17 protein-coding genes are annotated in these 17,946 nt (G+C 54.6%); 5 read left to right on the forward strand and 12 right to left on the reverse strand.

The genetic code is table 11. The annotated features are described in order from the left end of the window. From Q0683_RS04015 to Q0683_RS04050, 8 genes are all read right to left on the reverse strand, one after another. Nucleotides 1-953, reverse strand: a 953-nt coding sequence (locus tag Q0683_RS04015; RefSeq protein WP_298976413.1) for a cobalt-precorrin 5A hydrolase, incomplete at its 3' end; no start/stop codon positions are given. Between the two features lie 3 nt (nt 954-956). Continuing rightward, entirely contained in the window at nt 957-1,451 is a 495-nt protein-coding gene (locus tag Q0683_RS04020; RefSeq protein ID WP_298611787.1) for a TM2 domain-containing protein, read from the reverse strand. A gap of 95 nt (nt 1,452-1,546) precedes the next feature. After that, nucleotides 1,547-2,221, reverse strand: coding sequence for a GTP cyclohydrolase I FolE (gene folE / locus Q0683_RS04025; RefSeq protein ID WP_298617954.1), 675 nt, complete (start codon nt 2,219-2,221; stop codon nt 1,547-1,549). A 48-nt stretch (nt 2,222-2,269) separates the two neighbouring features. Next, entirely contained in the window at nt 2,270-2,977 is a 708-nt protein-coding gene (locus Q0683_RS04030; protein ID WP_298612354.1) for an SDR family oxidoreductase, read from the reverse strand. Continuing rightward, entirely contained in the window at nt 2,974-3,948 is a 975-nt protein-coding gene (locus Q0683_RS04035) for an acetyl-CoA carboxylase carboxyltransferase subunit alpha (protein WP_298612351.1), read from the reverse strand. Before Q0683_RS04035 ends, Q0683_RS04030 begins: the two co-directional genes overlap by 4 nt. Before the next feature lie 23 nt (nt 3,949-3,971). Continuing rightward, the gene (locus Q0683_RS04040; protein WP_298612348.1) at nt 3,972-5,000 is read right to left on the reverse strand and encodes a long-chain acyl-[acyl-carrier-protein] reductase; all 1,029 of its coding nucleotides are present in this window, start codon (nt 4,998-5,000) and stop codon (nt 3,972-3,974) included. A 44-nt stretch (nt 5,001-5,044) separates the two neighbouring features. Next, nucleotides 5,045-5,740, reverse strand: coding sequence for an aldehyde oxygenase (deformylating) (locus tag Q0683_RS04045; protein WP_298612345.1), 696 nt, complete (start codon nt 5,738-5,740; stop codon nt 5,045-5,047). 145 nt (nt 5,741-5,885) lie between these two features. Next, entirely contained in the window at nt 5,886-6,251 is a 366-nt protein-coding gene (locus Q0683_RS04050) for a hypothetical protein (RefSeq protein ID WP_298612342.1), read from the reverse strand. A 305-nt stretch (nt 6,252-6,556) separates the two neighbouring features. Here Q0683_RS04050 and grpE point away from each other — a divergent pair, with 305 nt between their 5' ends. Then, nucleotides 6,557-7,243: a nucleotide exchange factor GrpE gene (gene grpE / locus Q0683_RS04055; protein WP_298612339.1), complete on the forward strand. Its 687-nt coding sequence runs from the start codon at nt 6,557-6,559 to the stop codon at nt 7,241-7,243. A 15-nt stretch (nt 7,244-7,258) separates the two neighbouring features. Next, entirely contained in the window at nt 7,259-8,614 is a 1,356-nt protein-coding gene (miaB, locus tag Q0683_RS04060) for a tRNA (N6-isopentenyl adenosine(37)-C2)-methylthiotransferase MiaB (protein WP_298612335.1), read from the forward strand. On the opposite strand, the gene Q0683_RS04065 is transcribed toward miaB, so the two are convergent. After that, the gene (locus tag Q0683_RS04065) at nt 8,611-9,720 is read right to left on the reverse strand and encodes an ATP-dependent 6-phosphofructokinase (protein ID WP_298976420.1); all 1,110 of its coding nucleotides are present in this window, start codon (nt 9,718-9,720) and stop codon (nt 8,611-8,613) included. The two genes, miaB and Q0683_RS04065, sit on opposite strands and share 4 nt — an antisense overlap. A 196-nt stretch (nt 9,721-9,916) precedes the next feature. Here Q0683_RS04065 and dnaG point away from each other — a divergent pair, with 196 nt between their 5' ends. Beyond that, entirely contained in the window at nt 9,917-12,022 is a 2,106-nt protein-coding gene (gene dnaG / locus Q0683_RS04070) for a DNA primase (RefSeq protein WP_298612332.1), read from the forward strand. Here the strand turns inward: dnaG and Q0683_RS04075 are convergent. Further along, nucleotides 12,011-12,802, reverse strand: a complete 792-nt coding sequence (locus Q0683_RS04075; protein WP_298612329.1) for an ABC transporter ATP-binding protein — start codon at nt 12,800-12,802, stop codon at nt 12,011-12,013. The two genes, dnaG and Q0683_RS04075, sit on opposite strands and share 12 nt — an antisense overlap. A 10-nt stretch (nt 12,803-12,812) precedes the next feature. Next, nucleotides 12,813-14,063, reverse strand: coding sequence for a branched-chain amino acid ABC transporter permease (locus Q0683_RS04080; RefSeq protein WP_298612326.1), 1,251 nt, complete (start codon nt 14,061-14,063; stop codon nt 12,813-12,815). A 187-nt stretch (nt 14,064-14,250) separates the two neighbouring features. Here Q0683_RS04080 and Q0683_RS04085 point away from each other — a divergent pair, with 187 nt between their 5' ends. Together Q0683_RS04085 and Q0683_RS04090 are read left to right on the forward strand one after the other, a co-directional pair. Continuing rightward, nucleotides 14,251-14,889 (forward strand): PhoU domain-containing protein, encoded by a 639-nt coding sequence (locus Q0683_RS04085; RefSeq protein ID WP_298612323.1) that lies wholly within the window; start codon nt 14,251-14,253, stop codon nt 14,887-14,889. Nucleotides 14,890-15,105: 216 nt separating this feature from the next. Beyond that, the gene (locus tag Q0683_RS04090) at nt 15,106-16,893 is read left to right on the forward strand and encodes a caspase family protein (protein WP_298612320.1); all 1,788 of its coding nucleotides are present in this window, start codon (nt 15,106-15,108) and stop codon (nt 16,891-16,893) included. Here the strand turns inward: Q0683_RS04090 and Q0683_RS04095 are convergent. Then, nucleotides 16,890-17,735 carry an ABC transporter permease gene (locus Q0683_RS04095; protein WP_298612317.1) on the reverse strand — a complete coding sequence of 282 codons (846 nt, stop codon included), beginning with the start codon at nt 17,733-17,735 and terminating at the stop codon, nt 16,890-16,892. The two genes, Q0683_RS04090 and Q0683_RS04095, sit on opposite strands and share 4 nt — an antisense overlap. Nucleotides 17,736-17,946 lie beyond the last annotated feature (211 nt).

Raw genomic sequence — 17,946 nt, forward strand, 5'->3', positions numbered from 1 at the left:
GCTTCAGCCACACTGGGGGTTCCCATTTCTGCCGCCACAATTGCCGAGGGGGTGGGGACGGCAACACGCGCCAATTCTTGGGCGGGAAACCAGCGGCTTGGCCAATCATGGGCTTGAGCCACCTGATATAAACCCACTTCATCGGCTTTGCGATCAATACTGGCAATACCCGCGATCGCCAGCGGGCTTAACCCGGCTTGGGCAAGGGTCTGATCAATGGCCTGCTGGATCAGGGCTGCCGAGGTTCCCCGTTCACAGCCGATGCCTAGCCACAGTACCCGTGGGTGCCAAGCCACACTTGAGGTGAGGGAGGAGGGTAACGCTCTTTCCGTAATCCAAATAGCATTTTCTGCAGGAGGAGCGCTGACAAACTCAACGGCTTGAGGGGGATTCAAAGCCGTACGCCACAGAGAACTCCCGCAGGTTTGATAGACGCGCAGCGGCTTTCCTTGCGCCTGTTGGCGGGCAATGGCATTCCAGTCTCCCGCTCCCCGTTGCCACCCCAAGGCCGTCCCCCAGCAATCCACGGCAAAATAACCTTGGGCATGACTTGCTCCTGTGAGAACCGGCGTTGCCCCAATGGCGGCACTGAGGACTTGACACAGGCGATCGCCCCCCGCCCCATGCCCACCGAGCAAACTCACCATCCACCGGCCATCCTCAGACAGGACGCAAACCGCCGGGTCTTGCCTTTTGTGGGTCAAAAGGGGGGAGATCAAGCGAACCACCGCACCGCAGGCCAAGGTAAAGATCCAAGCCCGATAGTGGCACCAGCATTCTTGCAGATGAACCGCCAGGGGGCGAGCGTAGGTTTGTACCCCAGGGTGCTCTAAATGGCTGGGTACCCAGATGCTCAGGGGAATCCCTGCGGCAACAATCCGTTGGAGTTGCAACAGTCCTTGACTCGTGGGGGCGATCGCCCCAATGGGTTGGAAATTCTCTAGCAGTGGCATGAATTAAACATCAAACTGATAGCGCACCGCCCCTGTTTCTGGATCATTGAACACATGGGCATAGCCGAGCCGCTGAGCCTCAAACAGTAACTCCTCAACCTGCTTGGCATCAAAACCGGTGTACAGAGCAGCCTGCGCTGCAGAGAGAACTCCCCCCTGCTCTTTGGCCACTTGGAGTAAGCGGTGCAACGGGGTTGGGGTCGAGCTAGGAGCCTCAGCCTGTTCTGCCAGTGCTAAATACCGCCCCTTCAAGTATGTATTGCGCTGATCTACCATCCCCGGAATCAAAAACAAATCAATGAATTGGGCAAACCCACAAAGGCCAAAGGTGATCAGGTACACAATCCCGACCACCGGCTGACCGACATAAAAGCGCTGTAGACCACAGATCCCCATTAGGCCGGCGCACCAGAGCAGATAGGCCACTCCCACGTTCAAGAAGCTTGGCGGGGGCTGACCTTGGAGAGGATAGGTTCCACGGCGGCGGAATGAGCCCATAACTTTCTTTTAGGAGGATTCTACTATTCCTCATCCTAGCCTAAGTTTTTCCAGAAGCACTGCAAGGATGGGCGATCGCCCCCCAAAAGAGGCTCTTAAAAATTCGGCTGATGGCGAATCAAGTTCAAAAACTCCTCACGGGTCTTTTGATCCTCCCGAAAGACCCCCAGCATCGAACTGGTGACCGTCCAAGAGCCGGGCTTTTGCACACCGCGCATCACCATGCACATGTGGCTGGCTTCCATGACCACCGCCACACCCTTCGGATCGAGAACCGTTTCAATGGCCTCGGCCACTTGACGGGTCAGGCGCTCCTGCACTTGCAGCCGCCGCGCATACATTTCCACAATCCGCGCCAATTTGCTGAGGCCAATCACCCGCTGGTTGGGGATGTAGGCCACATGGGCTTTGCCAATAAAAGGCAACATGTGATGCTCACACAGGCTAAAGAAGTTAATGTCGCGCACTAAGACCATTTCATCGTGGCCTTCATCAAAAATCGCGCCGTTGACAAGGGCTTCAAGGGATTGACGATAGCCACTGGTGAGAAATTGCATGGCCTCAGCAACCCGTTTGGGGGTTTTGAGCAATCCCTCGCGATCCGGATCCTCACCCACATTCAGCAAAATTGTGCGCACTGCGGCCATGATTTCTTCCTTGGCAACCTCTGGGGGGGGTGGGTGGGGAACCGCTTCTTTGCCTTGGTGGGTGTTGCGATCCGGCAGGATCGCCGGCGTGGCCGCTTTACCGTTAATGATTGAATCGGGCATATTGAACGTTGTCATAGAAAGAGTGACAAGTATAAGGACAAAAGGAGCTTAGAGGGTTCCGCCAAGGGGCATGACCACTAGCTCTTCAACAAAAGCCGTTTGCGGCAATTGAGTCGTGTACAAAATCGTGTTAGCAACGTGTTCAGGGGTGAGCATCCCCGTGCGGTCAAAGTCTCCAGCTACACCTTCCCAAATGGGGGTATCAACGGCGCCGGGACAGATGGCAATCACGCGGATACCGTGGGCGCGTTCTTCGGCCGCCATTGTTTTGGTTAGAGCCATGAGGGCAAACTTCGAGGCACAGTAGGCGCCCCAGTGGGGAAAAACTTGGCGTCCAGCAATTGAAACAACATTGACTATCGTACCGCACTGGCGCGAGCGGAATTGCGGCAGCACTGCTTGGGAGCAAATAAGGGCACTGGTGAGGTTGACATTGAGCATCTGCTGCCAGTCCGCCAAGGGTTGATCAATGAGGGGAACGGTTCTGGCCATGCCGGCATTGTTCACCAGCACATGGACATCCCCAACCCTAGCGAGAATCTCATCAAGGCGCGATCGCAGGGGTTCAGGATCGCTGAAGTCCACGCTAAAGGTATGGGCTTCAACCCCACAGGCCACCACTTGGGCATGGACGGCAGCCAGTTTGGCGGGCGATCGCCCCAACAGCACCACATGAAATCCCGCTTGGGCAAAGGCAATAGCTGTGGCTGCCCCAATGCCGCTGCTGGCGCCGGTAATTAAAACTTGCTGGCTCATACCGCTTCGCTAAATACCCCCATGCGTCGGAACTTCTGGTAACGCAACTCCCGCCGTTCACTACTGCTGAGGGTCTGCACTTCAGCTAGATTCCTTAGCAAAGCCGCTTTCAGGTTTTCCGCTGCCTCTACGGGGTTGCTATGGGCCGCCCCCACCGGTTCCGGCACAATTTCATCAATAATCCCTAGCTTTAGGAGGTCGCGAGCCGTAATTTTCAGGGCTTCCGCCGCTTGGGGCGCTTTTTGGGCATCGCGCCAGAGAATAGCAGCGCAGGCTTCTGGGGGCGCCACACTATAGACGGCATGTTCAAACATCAGCAGGCGATCGCCCACCCCAATGGCCAAGGCACCGCCAGACCCGCCTTCGCCAATCACGGTGCAAATAATCGGCACCTCAAAGCGAAACATCTCCCGCAGATTATGGGCAATGGCTTCCCCTTGGCCAAACTTTTCCGCTTCCACCCCCGCCCAGGCCGCTGGCGTGTCAATAAAGGTGAGGATGGGCATTTGAAAGCGGTTGGCGTGCTCCATCAGCCGCAGGGCTTTGCGATAGCCCCCCGGCGACGCCATGCCAAAATTGCGCGCCACATTGTCCTTGGTATCCCGCCCCTTTTGCTGACCTAACATCACCACCGGCCGGCCATTCAGTCGCCCAATCCCTCCGACAATAGCAGGGTCATCACTGCCGCAGCGATCGCCATGGAGTTCAATCCACTCTTCACTAATGGCTTGAATGTAATCCAACGTGCTGGGACGGCGCGGATGGCGAGCCACCTGTAGCGTTTGCCCAGGGGTCAGCTTACTGAAAATCTCATAGCGCAGTTGCTTAGCGCGCTCCTCCAATTCACGGATTTGCTCCGAGACATCAACGCCAAACTCCGAGGACTTATCCCGCACCTGCTGAATTTGGGCTTCTAGCTCCACGAGGGGCTTTTCAAACTCCAACAGAAGCGTGCGACGTTCGTTTGCCATAGGCGATTGGATTCCTTTTGGTTTTACTGAGGGTTCAACAGGAGTGGCTTAAATCCGTGTTTGCGGGAGACTTCGCCGATTTGCTCCATCTTTTCGACGGTAATTTGATTGCGTCCCCAAGAAAAATTGGTGTGCCAGCCCTCAAAGTCTAACAGCATAGCCTCGGCAAAACAGGCAAACATCTGCCGCGAGGGCACTTCCATATTCACAATTTCCATAATTTTCCAGTCAATATCGAGGGCGTGTTCGACAATGCCACCGTTAAGGACATGAATCTCTGGGTGCTGGATTTTGGTGCCCATATTTTTGGGGTAGCCGCCATCAATCATCAGCGAGGGGCGCTTTAACTGCTCAACGCTCAGCTCAATTCCTTTGGGCATACTGGCCACCCAAACCACAATATCCGCCAGGGGCAGTGCGTCCATCAGGTCGAGAATTTTGCCCCGTCCCAACTCGGCTTGGAGATCTAGCAGGCGATCGCGATTGCGGGCCACCAGTAACAGGTCTTGGACATCCAAGCGACGATTCAACCAACGGCAGACAGCACTGCCAATATCTCCCGTCGCCCCACAGACAGCCACAGTTGCTTGACGCAAATCAATCCCCACTTGCGGCGCCGCCTCCTCAATTTGTTGGCAGATGATATAGGCCGTGTGGGTATTGCCCGTTGTGAAGCGGCGAAAGTCTAGCTCAATGTTGCGCACATGGGACATTTTCTCCAGATTAAAGTTCTCAAAGATGATCGAGGAGAAGCCCCCCAAGGCTGTAATGTCAATGCCGTGCTTTTGGGCATGAGCCATGGCGTTAATGATTTTGCGAGTCGCTGCCTTTATCCGCTGGTTGGCCAGCATTTCCGGCAAGAAGCAGGACTCAACGTATTTGCCGTAGATAGTTTTGCCCGTTACACTCGTCACCGTAATCTCATCGACGATCTGGGGCGGCGCCATACACCAAAATTCCAAGCCCTGATCGGCATATTCGGGATAGCCTAACCGATAAGCCACAGCTTGGGCGTGCTCCAGACTTGTCAGATGACCAATTAATCCAAACATACAAACGGACGGTGACTAAAATGTAACGATATATTAAGTCACCATTATGCCGCAGTTAGGCCATACACCGACATCTTCATAATTTCGCGGGTGGTAAAGCCAATATTCTCCAGGGCGCCGCTGTACTGAATCATGAAGTCTTCTACGAGGGCATCTTTTTCCATCCCGAGCACTTTGGCATCCGCTTCCACTTGGTTGAGCATCTTCCAGACTAAGGGCAGGTTGGCGCGATTAGCTGCTTCGATTTCTGCTTTGACCGTCTCGAAGTTTTCCTTCAGCCAGATTTCGCCAAAGTTGAGGTGGCTGTATTCATCCTTGACCACACCCTCAGTAATTTTGCGGGCAAAGGGATCCGCCATTGGAATGTAGATGTTGTAAGCGGCGATCGCAAAGCACTCAATGATTAGAGCCTGAATAAGAAGGCAACTGGCAATTTTCCCCTCTGCCAGTGCGGCTTGGAAGTTTCCACGCAGTTGGGCAAAGAATTCTTGGGCAAAGCCCATGTCTGGCGTCACGCTGAGGTTGCGACCACAGGCTTCAAACCCCTTTTTGTGGCGGGCTTCCATTTTGGCAAGACGGGTGAGTTCTTCTTGGTGTTGTGGCAGCAGCTTGGCTAGGTCAATGTAATTGTCGTGAGCTTGCTGTTCACCTTCAATGACAATGGCGTTGATGCGACTGTAGGCATCCCTGTAGCGATCGCTATGGTAGTCCAACTCGGGTGTAGCGGTAGCCGTTGTCATTGTGAACTCTCCTAAGCAATTTATTAGAGGTTATTGAGACATCAGAGTTTCTGTTATCATACCGCAGCAGCGATCCCTTGACGAGGGGCAGCGTGGCAGAGATTTTTGAGTTCCTGAATAGGTGAATCTCTATGCACCCATAGGGCTAAAAGCTCCCCCGATTGTTTGGAGGGGGTGTAGGAGGCGCTACCGCCTGGATAGGACCATTGTAGTCAATGCGAATCATCGGATTGCTGGGGTCGGGATTGACCGTGACGATACTTTCAATGGTTGGCGGTGCCGCAGGTGGCCCCCCTAGAAAGCGAAAGGTAAACGTCCCATCGCCATTGTCCACGTAGGGGGATTGACTGGCAGGCCCAAACATGGATGCCTCAGCGCGGTAGCGACTCAACCCGCCATTGGCTCGCTCTGCTGCCTGCCGTGCCCAATTCCGTGCCCGCTGTAGGACGGGATTATCCACCCCAAAGGGATTAAAGGTTTTCCGGGGCGGTGGCTCTGTCTGTGCCAGCACCGGACTTATACCTGTCAACGCGCACGTTAGAATTAGGCTGAAGGTCAGGGGGCGAAAAGACATCAACGAAAACTCCACTCCTAAACTTTGCTTTGGCAGTTACGTACTCTTTAGGGGACGAGCAACTCAATGTTTCAGTTCCAAGAGCGATGAGCTAACCATTGTATTCTTGCTTTTGTAGAGAAGTCCGTAATAGACGGATGCCTCGCCCCTATTGATACAATGGGGAAAGTGATAGGCTAAAACGATTGAACGCACAGCAGTGCGCCATCTACAGTCTAAAGGGCATAACCTGAGTCAACACTATGAGTGATGAAACCATAACCAATCCTGCTGCTGAAGCCCAAAAAGGCGAAGTTACTCCCGATGTTGTTGAGAATCGTGCAGAAGCCGCCCCAAGCGAAGAGGCTCAAGCGTCTGAAGCGGCTTCTCCGGATACTCCTACGGATGCAGCGGAATTGCTAGAGAAAATTGCTGCCCTTGAAGCTGCCAAGGCGAGTCTTTCGCAGGTGGTGGAGGAGCGCAATAATCAATACATGCGCCTTGCCGCTGACTTTGAAAACTTCCGCAAACGCACCCAGCGGGAAAAAGAAGAGCTAGAGCTACAGATCAAGTGCAGTGTCATTGCGGATTTACTGCCTGTGGTGGACAGCTTTGAGCTAGCCCGCACCCACATTCAAACTGAAACAGAGGCGGAAGAAAAAATTCACCGCAGCTATCAGGGGGTTTACAAGCAACTGGTGGAGTGCCTCAAGCGCATTGGTGTTTCGGCCATGCAGGCCAAGGGCAAGCCCTTTGATCCCAATCTCCACGAGGCAGTGCTGCGGGAAGCAACAAATGAACACCCGGAAGGCACAGTAATTGAAGAACTGAAGCGGGGGTATATGCTGGGCGATCGCGTGTTGCGGCATGCCATGGTCAAAGTGGCTGCTCCCCCTGAAGAGGGGGGTGCTGGTGACACGAATCCCACCAATGATGTGACGGACGTATAGGGGCACTTCAAGGGAATGCCACGCCACTACTACATCACCACCTTTGGCTGCCAAATGAACAAGGCAGACTCCGAGCGGATGGCCGGGGTCTTAGAAGCCATGGGCCTAGAACCGGTCGCTGAACCGGATGACGCCGATGTCTTGCTCTACAACACCTGCACGATTCGCGACAACGCGGAGCAGAAGCTCTATTCTTACCTAGGGCGGCAGGCCAAGCGCAAGCATCAAGACCCCAACCTAACGCTGATTGTGGCCGGTTGCCTGGCTCAACAGGAGGGAGAGCAACTGCTGCGGCGAGTTCCTGAGGTGGATTTGGTGATGGGGCCACAGTATGCCAATCGCCTTGGTGAACTGCTGGAGCAGGTGTGGCAAGGGCAGCAAGTGGTGGCAACGGATCCGCTGCACATTGTGGAGGACATTACCAAACCCCGCCGCGATAGCACGGTCACTGCTTGGGTCAATGTGATCTACGGCTGTAATGAACGCTGCACCTACTGTGTGGTGCCAGCAGTACGGGGACAGGAGCAATCTCGCCGCCCCGAAGCAATCCGCGCTGAAATTGAGGAACTGGCGGCGCAAGGTTACAAGGAAGTGACGCTCCTCGGCCAAAACATAGATGCCTATGGCCGCGATTTGCCGGGAATTACCCCAGAGGGACGGCGACAGCACACGTTCACGGATTTGCTTTACTACATCCACGATGTGCCTGGGATTGAGCGGATTCGCTTTGCCACCAGCCATCCCCGCTACTTTACGGAGCGCCTGATCCGCGCCTGTGCCGAACTTCCCAAGGTGTGTAAGCATTTCCACATTCCTTTTCAGTCGGGAGATAACGAGATTCTCAAGGCAATGGCGCGGGGCTATACCCGCGAGCGGTATCTGCAACTCATTGAAACCATTCGCCGCTATATGCCGGATGCCGCCATTAGTGCCGATGCCATTGTGGGTTTCCCCGGCGAAACGGAAGAGCAGTTCCAGCGCACCTTGGATTTGGTGGCAGAGGTGGGTTTTGACCAACTGAATACGGCAGCCTATTCCCCGCGTCCAAATACGCCAGCGGCCACTTGGGAAAATCAGGTGCCCGAAGAGATTAAAGAAGATCGCCTGCAACGGCTGAATCATCTGGTGGCGGCGATCGCCAAGGAGCGCTCCCAACGCTATCTCGGACGGGAAGAGGTGGTGCTGGTGGAGGGAGTCAATCCCAAGGATTCGCAACAAGTCTATGGGCGCACCGATGGCAACCGCCTCACGTATCTGCCCGGCGACATCGAAACCTTACGGGGACAACTGGTGCGGGTTCGGATTATCGAGGCACGAGCCTTTAGCCTGAGTGGCGCGCCCCTTGCAGAGCATTCGTTGGTTGGTTCTTAGATCGCGCAAATCACTTCCTTGCGGCAGAGGGTGGGATCGACGTAGGGCAGCATCGGTTTATCGCCGACATAAATCCCCAGTCCCTGGGCGGTGCGAATCAAAAAGCTATCGGGATCCACATGGCGCGGGGATTTAGCGACCACATCGGCAATGGGGACGGTCGCCACCTGTCCTGCCTGCCATGCCACCATCCGATCAAATGTCCCCTGGGCTGCAAGATCTACAGCAGTATGCCCCATGCCTGCTGCCAGTAGCCGATCCATGGCCATGGGAGCACCCCCCCGCTGAATATGACCCAGCACCGAGACTCGCAATTCAATCGGGACGGGACTATACTGGGCAATTTTGTCGGCAATATAGTGGGCAATACTGGAATAGTGGCAATGGTTGGCGTCTTGCTCTAGGGGTTTGACCCCTTCGGCAACCACAATGAGGGCAAATTTACGTCCCCAGCGATCGCGCAACTTCTGGAGATGCTGGCAAATACCTTCAATGGAGTAGGGAATTTCTGGAATCAGGATGATATCGGCGCCCCCAGCAATTCCTGAATAGAGCGCCAAATGACCAGCGGTACGCCCCATCACTTCCACCACAAATACGCGGTCATGGCTAGCGGCGGTGGAGGTAATCCGACTCAGGGCTTCGACGACGGTATTGACAGCGGTGTCAAAGCCGATGGCGCGATCGGTGAGAGCCACATCGTTATCAATGGTTTTCGGCACCGCAAGGAAGTTCCAGTTTCCCTTCTGGGCCAGTTGATGCAAAATTTTCAGGCTGCCATCGCCACAAATGGCAATGAGGGCATCCAAGCCCAACTCATTGTAGCCGGCAATAACTTCATCGGCATGGCCAAGGGTATCGCCCTTATTGATTGCTCCGAGAATTGTTCCTCCCATGTTAAGCAATACATCCATGCCACCGAGACCCTCTGCATTGAGGGGAACTGCCTTACGCTCAATTAGCCCTTGGGTGGCGTGGAGAATGCCCAGAACCTCCCAACCGTAACTTAAGGTGGCATGGGCAACAATGGCACGGATGGCCGTATTTAGACCTGGGCAATCTCCGCCACTGGTGAATACACCCAGTCGTTTGCGGCTGCTACTCATGGATGATTTACTCCCTGTGTGAACAGTTGTTGTGGCTTGAAAGCCGACCTCTGCGCCTAACAAGGGTAATGTCAACATCCTAGCGAAGCTCAATCCTCCTTGACTGCATGAGTTAAGAGGTCGCAACATCCGTAGGCATCCCTAAACTTTGCAGAGGGGCGTAGCTGATTGAGGGATCGATTAGACTAAATGATCTATGGAAATTCCTCACCTACACCCCGAGACCATTGAAGCGGTGCGCCAAGCGGTCAACATTGTGGATGTGGTGGCCGAGCATGTTGTTTTACGCAAGCGGGGGCAAGAATACGTTGGCTGCTGTCCGTTTCACGAGGAGAAAACCCCCAGTTTTACCGTAAATCCTATCAAGGGAGTTTACTACTGTTTTGGCTGCGGTGCTGGGGGCAATGCCATCACGTTTCTGATGGAGCTGCAAAAGCGCTCCTTTGCGGAGGTGGTACTGGAACTTGCCCAACGGCATCAGATTCCGGTGCGCACCCTCGATAGTGAGCAAAAACAGGCACTCCAAGCTCGCCTTTCCCTCCAAGAGCAGCTCTATGGGATTCTGGCGATCGCCACCAGTTTCTATGAACATGCCCTGCGGCAACCCATCGGCCAAGCGGCGCAAGACTATTTACGGCGGCAACGTCATCTGCAAGAGGACACGATTCAGCAATTTCGCCTGGGCTATGCACCTGCGGGTTGGCAAGGACTCTATACGTACCTTGTGGAGCAAAAGGGATACCCTGCCCGTTTAGTAGAACAGGCGGGCCTAATTGTGCCCCGCCAGACGGGAGATGGCTACTACGACCGCTTTCGCGATCGCCTGATGATCCCGATTATGGACGCCCAAGGACGGGTGGTGGGGTTTGGCGGTCGTACCCTCAGCAACGCAGAGCCGAAGTACCTCAACTCCCCAGAGACCCCCATCTTTAACAAGGGGCAGCTCCTCTTTGGTCTTGATAAGGCACGCCAAGCCATTGTCCAAAAAGACCAAGCCATTGTGGTTGAGGGCTACTTTGATGTCATGGTGCTGCACCAAGCGGGCTTTACCCAAGCGGTGGCCAGTTTAGGCACTGCCCTTAGTCAAGCGCAAATTAAGTTGCTGCTGCGCTATACCGAGTCGAAGCGAATTATTCTCAACTTTGATGCCGACCTCGCGGGACAGCGGGCTGCCGATCGCGCCATTGGCGAGGCTGCGGATTTAGCCTATCGTGGCGATTTGCAACTGCGCATTCTCACCTTACCGGCGGGCAAAGATGCGGCCGACTTTTTTACAGAGGCCGGCGAATCCCTAGAGGCACGGCGCGATCGCTACCAAACTCTTTTGGATCAAGCGCCCCTCTGGCTCGATTGGCAAATTCAGACCATCCTGCAGCAGTACGATCTCGACCAAAGTGATCAATTTCAGCAGGCCAGCCAAGCCCTGAGCCAACTTTTGGGTAAGCTCCCCAACGCCACACTGCGCAGCCACTACATTCACCACTGTGCTGAGCTACTGGGACGCCATGATAGTCGCTTTGTCCTGCGCCTTGAAGAATCCCTGCGCCAACAGGTGCGGGGTCAACGCTGGCAGGGGCGATCGCAAAAATGGCAACGTCCAGGGGACTATAATTTGCGTCGAGCGGCGGAAGAACAGCTACTGCGCCTCTACCTCCACCGTGGGGAATATCGTCCCCTGATTCGGCAAACGCTGCAAGCACGGGAGATTGAATTTAGCTTCTCTCACCATCGCTGGCTGTGGCGGCAGATCTTGGCCATCGAAAAAGAACACTGTGCGGGTCTGCCTGCACCGGATGATCCCTATACCGCTGAGTGGCCCTTGCCTTCACCCACCGAGACGGGAACACAACTGACGGACTTGGATTTGGTCACGCATCTTTTTGATCGCCTAGATGAAGTAGAAGATGCTTCTCTAATCACTCCACTACTCCATTTAGACGAGACCACTGCCGTCAGTCTCGATCGCCCCGAATTGGTCATTCAAGCCGCCACCGCCGCCCTTGAGCGCATTGCCGTTGAAAAGCGATGTCGCTACATCCTGCAGTCTTTGCAGCAGACGGTTGCCTTGATTTTAAGTGAATCCTCCGCCAGTGAAGCCCTACGCCACTATTTGGATCGCTTACTCGCCGATAGCAACAGTGAGATTGACGATATTCCCGGTGTGGCACCAGAGCGGCTACGACACCTTGAACAACTTCGCCGTGACTACTACCAACATCGCCAATATCTCCAGCAATTAGATCAGCAGCGCTGCCCTTCCTTGGCGATGATCCGTGGCCATTCCGAGGACTCATTGTCCTAGGTAAGCTCTCAAGACTTCAGGATTGGTTTGAACCTCACTGGGAGGGCCATCCACAAGATTTCTCCCCTCTGCCAAGACCCAGATGTGCTGACATAGGGACATTACCACGTCCATATTATGTTCGATAATCAGAAATGTGACGCCCTCCTGATTCCAGCGGACAATGTGCTCGCAAATTTGATTAATCAAGGTCGGGTTGACGCCGGCGGCTGGCTCATCCAAGAGCACCATGCGGGGACGGTGCATCATCACCCGCGCCATTTCGAGGAGTTTACGTTGACCTCCCGACAAGGCACCGGCATAGTCATTGGCCTTAGCGGCTAGCCCCACAGACTCCAGAATTGCCCACGCCCGTTGCCGCAGTTCCTGTTCCTCTTGGCGGATGCGCAGGGGTTGTAGCCAAATATTCCATAACTTCTCGCCGGTTTGTAGGGGGGCAGCTAGGAGCATGTTTTCCAAAACTGATAGACGTGAGAGCACGCGGGGCACTTGGAACGTGCGCAAGAGTCCCTGAAGCGCAACTTGATGGGGCGGTAGATGACTGATGGGAGCACCATCAAAGATCACACGGCCTTGATCGGGAGTGAGGAAATTGCACAGGAGGTTGAATAGGGTGGTTTTGCCCGCACCGTTGGGGCCAATGAGACCGGTGATGCTGCCGCGCACAACTCGAATGTCTGCATGATCCACCGCGCGAATGCCGCCAAAACTTTTGCACAGGCCCGTGGCCACCAGGAGGTCTGAGGGCAGGACTGGACTAACACTGCTAGAGACGGACACAAGAGAAGGTTCATCGACCAAGGCTGAGTTCCTCCTTTTTGCCCAAAATACCTTGGGGTCGCCACATCATCAAGAGAATGAGGACAAGGCCAATCAGCATCATCCGCAGCGCCTCTAGGCGCCCACCATCTAAGGGAATAAAGCGGGTCAGTGCAGTGTAGGCCCAAAAGAGGGCGGCGCCCAAAAGGGTACCCATGTTATTGCCGGCGCCTCCCAGCACGACAATTGTCCATGCCTGAAATGTAATTAGGGATACAAAGCCGTCGGGGTTAATAAATGTGAGCTGCCACGCATAAAAAGACCCTGCCACTGCCGCGATCGCTCCTCCCAATAGCAGCGATTGCATTTTATAGGCGAAGACATTTTTGCCTAAGGCCTTGGCCACCTCTTCATCTTCGCGGATGGCCTTGAGGACGCGTCCCCAAGGGGAATGGATTAAACGCTCCAATTGCCACACCCCCAAGGCCAATACCAGGATCAACAGCCACAACAGCCCAGCTCGGTAACTAAAATCCCATAAACCAAGGGTCAAGGCTTTGACCACTAGACCTACGAGGGCAGCAGCTAAGGTATTCAGCGCAATGGCAAGCACCGCCGCTTTTTCTGGGCGGCAGTAATGGCTCATAAGGGCGATCGCCCCACCCAGGGTCACCAATGTCAACACAAAAGGAAAAGTGGCAATTCCCCCTCCCAAGCTCAAGGGGAGCAATGCTGCCCACAGGCTAAGGGTACCGGCAACCAGCAAAGCGGTATAACCAGGGAGCAGCCAAGGGGGGCGCGATCGCCCATACTGCCGCTCTAACCAGTGCCACCATTGCCATGCCGCTACTCCAACCACCCCCCAAAAGAGGGCAATCATTCCCAACTTGGTCGGCACATTGGGATTAAAGTGAGCAAAGGGCAAGGGAAACCCATAGACACCGCGCCCGCCGCGGGTCAACCAATCTTCATTGAGGGCAATTAAGCGGACAATTTCTGCCATGCCGATCGTCACAATCGCAAGGTAATCTTCCCGCAATCGCAGTGTGGCAATCCCCATTAAGAAGCTGAGTCCCATGGCCAATACCACTCCTGCAAGGACAGCAAAGAACAGCGGCACGCCAGCAATACCCAATAAAATCGTGGTGTAGGAACCAATGGCCAAAAAGCCAACGTGGCCAAAGTTAATCAGACCCGTATAGCCCCAGTGCAAATTCAGCCCCAAGCTAAAGAGGGCAAAGGTGGCCGTGAAGATGCCAAGGGAAATGAGATAGCCGACCATCTAATTTAGAGCGTTGAAAGGGCGGTAGAGCTACACGGCGCTGTTGCGATCGCGCCGGTAGAGGAAGGAACCAAAATGAATATATTGTACACACCAATACTTGCACCTGTCCCTACGGAACAATTCGTTGTTTTTCTGGCACACTGGGGAACACACATTCACAAACTAAGAATGGGTGTCTAAAGCTGTGACCACCCATTTTGAACGGCAACTACAACGTCTGCGCAGTGACTTGCTGCGACTGGGAACACTGGTGGAAAGTGCCAGTTACTTGGCCTACGGCGTCTTAATTGAGCGGCATCTCCTCAGTGTTGAGCCGTTGATCCAAAGGGAGCAGGAAATTGACCGCAGTGCCCAAGAACTCAATCGCGAGGCGATTGCCCTGCTGACATTACAAGTCCCTGGGGCTGAGGATCGGCGATTTTTGGTTATGTTGTCACACCTCTGCCGCGATCTGGAGCGGATTGGCGATTATGCCCTTGAAATTGGCTGTGCCGGTCAAACGCTGCTGCGCTATCCACCTCCACCCTACCTTGAGGACATCGGCCTAATGTTCCAGCGATCGCAGCTGTTGCTGTCAGAGGCGCTCTCAGCCCTTGCCAACTTAAACGTAGAGGCGGGACTTGCCTTGGCCAACTGCGACGATGCAGTGGATACCGACTACCAACGCCTCTATGGGCGACTCTCTGCCCCCTTGATGCCCGAAGAGTCAGTGGAATTGCGCTTGATCCTGCTGCTGGTCATTCGCAACCTTGAGCGCATGGGTGATCATGCCACAGCCATTGGCCGGCGCGTCTGCTTCCTTGTGCGGGGCGAAGATTTCTAGGAGAAATTGAGGTTTTCTGCTCACTGTAGACCCAATTGCGTCCACAACCTTTGAGAATAGAACTAGTCCTAATTCATAAGTGTTGTCGTGCCTATGCTCGAACCTGAGGATGGGCGTGCTGGGAGGTAAGGCATGAGGTTAAGCCGTCGTTCTTTTCTGTACGGTGCTGCGGCACTGACACTAATGCCATGGATTTGGCAAACTGCAGGCGGCTCCTTGGCAGACTCTCTTCGCCCATGGCGAGCACTCCTGATTGGCATTAACCACTATCCACAGTTGGCGGGCGTGCCTCCTTTAGCCGGATGTCTGACGGATGTTGAACTAGTGAAAAACCTGTTGCTAGACAGCTGGGGACTGGCGGACGGTGACATTACGCTCCTGACGGAACAGGCGGCAACCCTCGATGCCCTCCAAGAAACCCTAGGCGTGCTGGGGCACGCTGACCAACCCCTGTTGGTTTACTTTAGTGGCTATGGCACGTGCTGGCAGGAGCAACCGGCACTGGTTTTGACAGATGCTACGGCAGCAGGCAAGGGCATCTTACCTCTTGCCGAATTGCTGCGTATCAAGGGGATCCAGGTATGGCTCGACACTCGCTTTAGCCCGCCCCCCATTGAAGGGGCGGCGTTGCGCTGGCGATTTGTCCCATTGCAGGCCGCAGAGACCCGTAGCCCAGTCCCTAAAGAGCATCTGCTCTGGGCAGATTTGGGGGTAGAAACACACCTGAATGGCGTCCCGATGGGACTTTTTACTGCTAGTTTTAGCCATTATCTAGCAGCTTTGGGGGGCGATCGCCCCTTGACAACCAGCTTCATGTACACAGCCGATGAACTGCGCTGGCAAACGGGGGCAGAAATTTATCTGGTCAGCGATGGACTTGCAGGGAAGGTCACCCTATCCCAGGGGTTTGATGGTGTGGTGCAGGAGACGGGGCAGGATCGCGCGGTTCAAGTCTGGTGTGGCGGTCTCAGTCCTTGGCTATTGGCCTATTGTCATCCCCACAGTCGCTGGAGTACTGCCGATGGTGCCACCGTTGTCAACATCGCGAGTTTTAATGGCCTGATGGCACAGGGAGTTAGCAGTCAGCCTCTGCAGGTGGGCGATCGCCTCTACGAACAGCAGCGACGTTTAGGGAAAAATCTCCGTTTGCAAGTGGCCCTCGACACCAAGCTGAGCAAAATTGAGCGAGTAGATGCCATCAATGCCCTAACCAATGAAGAAAAAGTTGCCGTCCTCAACAGCAGTGACCCTCTGCCGGATGTGGTTCTCACCAAAAGTGCAACAGTGGGCAGCTATGGACTGGAGTGGCCGGTGGGCACCCTACTTCAACAGAGTTGTAGTGGCACTAATGAAGCAGCTAAAGCGGGTATCCGTCGCCTGAATCCGCTGCTCAACGCGCTATTGGCGCAGAAATGGCTAACGCTAACGCTCAATCCCACCTCTAGTCAAGTGGCCGTGTGTACAACCCTCGAACAAATATCGCCGACGGCAACGTTGTTGAGCCGTCAATTCTCGACCCGCAGCCCCAACCCCCTCCCTGACGTCCTGGGCACCAAGCTGCCAGCCATGAACTTAGAAAGCCCTCTAACCTTGACTAGGGGAGATACCTGCCGTTGGAGTCTCTACAACTATGGCGATCGCCCCCTCAACATTGTCGCCTTTGCTTGGGATAGCAGTCAGGGGATGCTCCTCTTGCCGCTGCACCCCCAGTCCTGGCAGGTTGTGGTGGCGCCGGGTCTAAACATTCCCCTCTACACGTGGACACTGAATCGCCCCTGTCAATGGCTGAAGGTCTTTATCATCAGTAGCCACCGCCCCCTTACCCGTTTTAGTCAACTCAGTAGTCAGCCCAGTCATTCAGAGCCATTGTGGATTTCTGGCGAGGATAGTCTTGCCCTGGTTCTTGGCCTACTAACGGATCTCAGCAGTGAACCGGAAGGGAATGAGTTTTGTTTGGATGTGCGAGAGTGGTGTACCCACGGCTTCACGCTGCGGGTGGTCTAGGCCAAGCGCCGCCGCAATAGGGGCTGAATCAGTAGGCTCATTCCTAGGGCAACAGCAAAGAGGATCAATAGGGCAGCCCCCAAGCTCAATGATCCCCAAGGAGCCACCATCACCACATCGCTCAACCGCCAATCGGGATGCAGATAGACATAGCGAATGGGTTCAATGGCCAAACTAAGGGGGTTGAGGCTGGCAATCCACTGCAACCAGCGGGGCATAAAGGAGAGGGGAACCAAGGCGGTACTGGCAAAGAGTAACGGTAGGTTAATCACAAAAATCACCGCTAACAATTCAATGTGCCCCGGCAAGGCAAAGGTGAGACCCAGGCTCAAAGCCGTCACGCCAAAGACCAAAATCAACACCGTGGCTAAGATGACCCCAATGCCAGCTAAGTTGGGCACTCCTGTGCCTAAAAGTACCCCCAAGCTGGCGATCGCCACCACCTGAATCAAACTCAAGGTGGTAATAAACAAGGCTGACGCAAGCACAATCGAAAACCGCGAGGCCAAAGGCGCCACCAACAGCCGATTCAAAAAGCCAAATTCACGGTCAAACATCACCGGCAACCCCGCATTGAGAGCACCACTAAAGGCGGTAAAGACAATGATGCCGGCGCAGAGAAACTGACTGTAGTTAGTGCTTTCGCCAAAGAGGCCCTGAGGCACATTCTGGAAGAGAGCACCAAAAAGAATCAGCCAAATCAAGGGTTGCACCACTCCCGCCACCAATGTTGAAGGGCGCCGTTGCAGTTGGATAAACAGGCGACGGGTTAAAGCTAAGGTTTCCTGAACAAATTCACCGGAGAAAATACCGGGAATAGCTGGGGCTGAAGCAGTGGTCATAACACAACTCCGAGATCAAACCTGCTTTCTAGGGTAGCAATGGCTCTAAATCTTGCCAGTGCCTTTCTTTTCACTCTTTTTCGGTTTTGCTGGCGCCACCTGCATTGCCCAGTTGCGGGTGAGGATCATGCGCGGATGAATTAAGCGATGCTGATCAATCAGCCACAACAGCGTGCGATCGCACACCCGCCACACCGCCTCCTGTAAATTT

Origin of the sequence: uncultured Thermosynechococcus sp., from assembly GCF_938074695.1 — a bacterium.
Lineage (GTDB): Bacteria > Cyanobacteriota > Cyanobacteriia > Thermosynechococcales > Thermosynechococcaceae > Thermosynechococcus.

Coding starts and splice junctions, on each gene's coding strand:
- Q0683_RS04065 (WP_298976420.1), bottom strand. CDS start 9,720: ATGAGTAGCAGCCGCAAACGACTGGGTGTATTCACCAGTGGCGGAGAT.
- Q0683_RS04080 (WP_298612326.1), bottom strand. CDS start 14,063: ATGGTCGGCTATCTCATTTCCCTTGGCATCTTCACGGCCACCTTTGCC.
- Q0683_RS04095 (WP_298612317.1), bottom strand. CDS start 17,735: ATGACCACTGCTTCAGCCCCAGCTATTCCCGGTATTTTCTCCGGTGAA.
- Q0683_RS04030 (WP_298612354.1), bottom strand. CDS start 2,977: ATGAGCCAGCAAGTTTTAATTACCGGCGCCAGCAGCGGCATTGGGGCA.
- grpE (WP_298612339.1), top strand. CDS start 6,557: ATGAGTGATGAAACCATAACCAATCCTGCTGCTGAAGCCCAAAAAGGC.
- miaB (WP_298612335.1), top strand. CDS start 7,259: ATGCCACGCCACTACTACATCACCACCTTTGGCTGCCAAATGAACAAG.
- Q0683_RS04045 (WP_298612345.1), bottom strand. CDS start 5,740: ATGACAACGGCTACCGCTACACCCGAGTTGGACTACCATAGCGATCGC.
- Q0683_RS04035 (WP_298612351.1), bottom strand. CDS start 3,948: ATGGCAAACGAACGTCGCACGCTTCTGTTGGAGTTTGAAAAGCCCCTC.
- folE (WP_298617954.1), bottom strand. CDS start 2,221: ATGCCCGATTCAATCATTAACGGTAAAGCGGCCACGCCGGCGATCCTG.
- dnaG (WP_298612332.1), top strand. CDS start 9,917: ATGGAAATTCCTCACCTACACCCCGAGACCATTGAAGCGGTGCGCCAA.
- Q0683_RS04040 (WP_298612348.1), bottom strand. CDS start 5,000: ATGTTTGGATTAATTGGTCATCTGACAAGTCTGGAGCACGCCCAAGCT.
- Q0683_RS04020 (WP_298611787.1), bottom strand. CDS start 1,451: ATGGGCTCATTCCGCCGCCGTGGAACCTATCCTCTCCAAGGTCAGCCC.